Consider the following 3,327-nt stretch of genomic DNA (forward strand, 5'->3'; position numbering starts at 1 on the left):
GATGGCGCGGCGCCGGTAGGGAAGAAGTTGATCCTGGCCCATCGCCAGATGCGTCAGCCGAGGGAGGATATGTTTCTCGTACAGTCGCATCTGTTCACCCGATCCGCGCAAGGACAGGGAAGGTGTCCAGCAGCCAGTAGGCCAGTGCGCTCAACCGCCCGGTCATCATCGCCAGGCCCATCAGGATCATGACGCCGCCCGCAGCCTGATGCAGGCGGCGACCCCAACGACCGATGCCGCGCAGCCTGCCGGCAATACTGTCGGTGAACCCCGCGACGACCAGAAACGGGATCCCAAGGCCGGCCGAGTAGACGGCAAGCAATGCGACGCCCTCGCCAATCGTCGCGCTTGTCGCGCTGGCGGTTAGGATGGCACCGAGGATCGGCCCGATGCACGGTGTCCAGCCGAAACCGAAGGCGAGTCCGAGCACGTAGGAGGCGACCGGTTGCCCGCCCGGCAGGTCGAGATGGAAACGCAGGTCGCGCTCCATGGCCGACAGGCGCGCTGCCCCGATCATGAACAGACCGAACAGGATCACGATCGCGCCGCCGACGAGGTTGAGTTCGTAGCGCCACTGCAGCAGCGTCTGACCGAGCGCGGTGGCAGAGGCCCCAAGCGCGATGAATATCGTGGAGAAGCCAAGGACGAAACAGAAGCTGAGCCAGACGGCCCGCCCCTTCGAAGGCGCTGCACTGCCGGTGACCGTACGTCCGGCAACGTAGGATACGTAGCCGGGCACGAGCGGCAGCACGCAGGGCGACAGAAAGGAAACGGCACCGGCCAGCAATGCCGCCATTAGTCCAAGAACGGAAAGTTCAATCAAATCCACATCTCCAAACTGATCGGTAGACCGCCACCACGTGTGCGCACGGAGCGGAACGGCTGGCGCGGTCGTCGTGCTTTTCCATGTCCTATTGCTTACGTTCGTCAATAAGAGCGCTTATCTGCGCAACGGCTTCGGGGCTGTTCCATTCGGCCGGGCCTGCGAGGCGCCCCCGCTCGCGCCCAATGCGGTCGATCAGAATCGTTGTCGGCAGACCCACCACGGCCAAGGCCAGCATCGCGCGCGTATCCTCCGCGATATAGAGATCGAGGTTGCGAATGCCGGTCTCTCGGTAGAAGCGGCGCACAGGTTCGAGACCGGCCCGATCGATCGACAGCGGCAGAACATGAAAATCCGATCCGCCGAGGCGCGCTTGCAGCGCGTCGAGCGTCGGCATCTCCTCGCGACAAGGCGGGCACCAAGTCGCCCAAATGTTCAGAAGCACGACACGTCCCTCGAAGTCCGCCAGCGTCAGATCCCGTCCATCTCCATCCACGAAAGGCGGCGACAGGAGATCACGCGGAGTCCCGTGATTAGGGATCGGTGGTCGGGCGGAGGCAGGGCTTGCCGCAAGCGCCAAGACTCCGGCAAGGACGTCACGTCGCCTCACGGGTCGCTCTCAGCCTGCAACCGGCGCACGACCGGCAGAATGTCCTCCTCAAGCGAGGCCTGATCAAAGGGGCCGACATGCTTGTATGCAATGCGCCCCTCGGCGTCGATTATGTATGTTTCCGGCACTCCATAGACGCCCCAGTCTATCGCAACGCGGCCTGATCGGTCCGCGCCGATGCGGGTGAAGGGATCGCCGAGCTCTTCGAGGAAACCCAGCGCCTCCTCGGCATCGTCCTTGTAGTTGATACCGTAGATCGGAACGGTGCCCGCTTCGGCAAGATCGACGAGAAGCGGGTTCTCCGTGCGGCAGGGGACGCACCACGACGCCCAGACGTTGACGAGAGAAACCTGGTCTTGCAGGTTCGCCGAGGCTAGGCCGTCCTGCCGCCCTTCGATGGGCGGGAGCGCGAATTCCGGGATTGGTCTTCCGATCAGCGTCGAGGGCAACCGGTCGTCGTTGTTCCAGAGGCCCCAGTAGAAGACTACGCCCAGCAACCCAAACAGAAGAATAGGCAAAATCATGAGCGGCCGTCCGCTCCGGCGCCGCTTTTCTTGGTTATCCTTCGAACTCATAGCCTGCCATCAATGCTTGGAAGGAATAAGGTATCAGCAACCGCTGATATGAAGCAAACCGTCGCCGATCACAATGCCGAACGATGGGGGAGGCTTGGCCGCGGCTTCGCAGACCCGAGCCATACTTACTGTTTAGATTCGTAAGAAATCAGTGAAAGGTCGGTATCTGAAGAGGCCGTTGAATTCAGACCTCTGAACGGCCCCTTCGTCCGCTCTCCGGACATGCGCACCGAAAGCAGCGAAGAGCCGGTATTTGAGCAACTCAGCACGCTCAAATTCTCGCAGCATGATGGCAAAGCTGTCTTTGCCAGCGCTAGTAGTTCACCTGTTCGAAGTCGTAGTTGCCATCATAGTCACGCCAATCGACGAAGACAGATCGGTGATAGATACCCGGGCAATTCTGGCCCCAACGTTCAAGTCCCACATGGGCCTCAGGCAGGGCAGTTATAGAAGATCGCTGCCATGAGAAATCGCCTTGGGTTCCATAAGTGCCGAGGACTACAGTGGCGTAGCGTTCGCAGTCTCCTTCGCTTCCTGCTTCGTATTGCCGCGCGTAACGAACATCAAAGACACGGATGGATCGTACGAAATTGAACTCAGGTCCGCTGATATCGATGTCCGCCCGATCTTGAACGAGCCGGAGGGCCTGGTCGGCGGGAACGAATTTGTCTCTTGGCAAGGATTGGAGCGGTCGACGGCTGTCGGGCCAGTACAAGGCTTCAAAGATACGGCCAGCGTTGTTTGGTGGCCGATCGCCCTCATAGGAGGCGCCCATGGGACAGCGCCAGATTTGCAGCGGCGGTTCCACTGGCCAAGGCGTGATACGCCTGATGAATTCGGCGCGAGCTCGGGCGCAAGGGACGGAAGCGGGCCAGCCGCCAGACAGACACAAGAGGATCGCGCAGTCGATCGGGTATGTCTGCGCTCGGGCGGACATTGGTAGCGAAAGACCAGTCACGGTGAAAGCGACTGCAACCGAGGGGAGGAGCTTCTTGATCAGATAGTGCATGCTGCGGAACCTCCGTGAGAGGAGTCCAGCATATATACGATAATATACTATCGCAACACTAAGTATATGTAAATCCCATTCAGAAATGTCACCGGCTGTGCAAAGCAGAAAGGTCACCACAGGGCGCTACGGGAGCAAGGCTTTTGAGCCCGCAGACCCCAATATCGAAGGGCTGAAAAGCCTTGCGGATTGCGGGTCTTTGGTGTCGAGGATAGCGTGGTGACATGCTTCCGACGGTCAAACTTCACTCAGATGCTGATGTCCTGAAACACTCGCCGCTGGTTCGTGGGATGACGCTTGCGTTGCGTTA

Annotated in this window: 4 protein-coding genes; all 4 read right to left on the reverse strand. The window is 60.1% G+C overall.

Annotated features, from left to right (window positions below):
* Positions 1-94 precede the first annotated feature (94 nt).
* The 4 genes from A3728_RS12955 to A3728_RS12970 all read right to left on the reverse strand — a co-directional run bounded on the left by A3728_RS12955 (position 95) and on the right by A3728_RS12970 (position 3,017).
* Positions 95-796 (reverse strand): cytochrome c biogenesis CcdA family protein, encoded by a 702-nt coding sequence (locus tag A3728_RS12955; protein WP_348348220.1) that lies wholly within the window; start codon positions 794-796, stop codon positions 95-97.
* A gap of 115 nt (positions 797-911) precedes the next feature.
* Entirely contained in the window at positions 912-1,433 is a 522-nt protein-coding gene (locus A3728_RS12960) for a TlpA family protein disulfide reductase (protein WP_067631003.1), read from the reverse strand.
* Positions 1,430-1,957, reverse strand: a complete 528-nt coding sequence (locus A3728_RS12965) for a DsbE family thiol:disulfide interchange protein (RefSeq protein ID WP_067924416.1) — start codon at positions 1,955-1,957, stop codon at positions 1,430-1,432. Before A3728_RS12965 ends, A3728_RS12960 begins: the two co-directional genes overlap by 4 nt.
* A gap of 364 nt (positions 1,958-2,321) precedes the next feature.
* Positions 2,322-3,017 (reverse strand): hypothetical protein, encoded by a 696-nt coding sequence (locus tag A3728_RS12970; RefSeq protein ID WP_236628310.1) that lies wholly within the window; start codon positions 3,015-3,017, stop codon positions 2,322-2,324.
* Positions 3,018-3,327 lie beyond the last annotated feature (310 nt).

Source organism: Sulfitobacter sp. HI0040 (assembly GCF_001634885.1).
Lineage (GTDB): Bacteria > Pseudomonadota > Alphaproteobacteria > Rhodobacterales > Rhodobacteraceae > Sulfitobacter.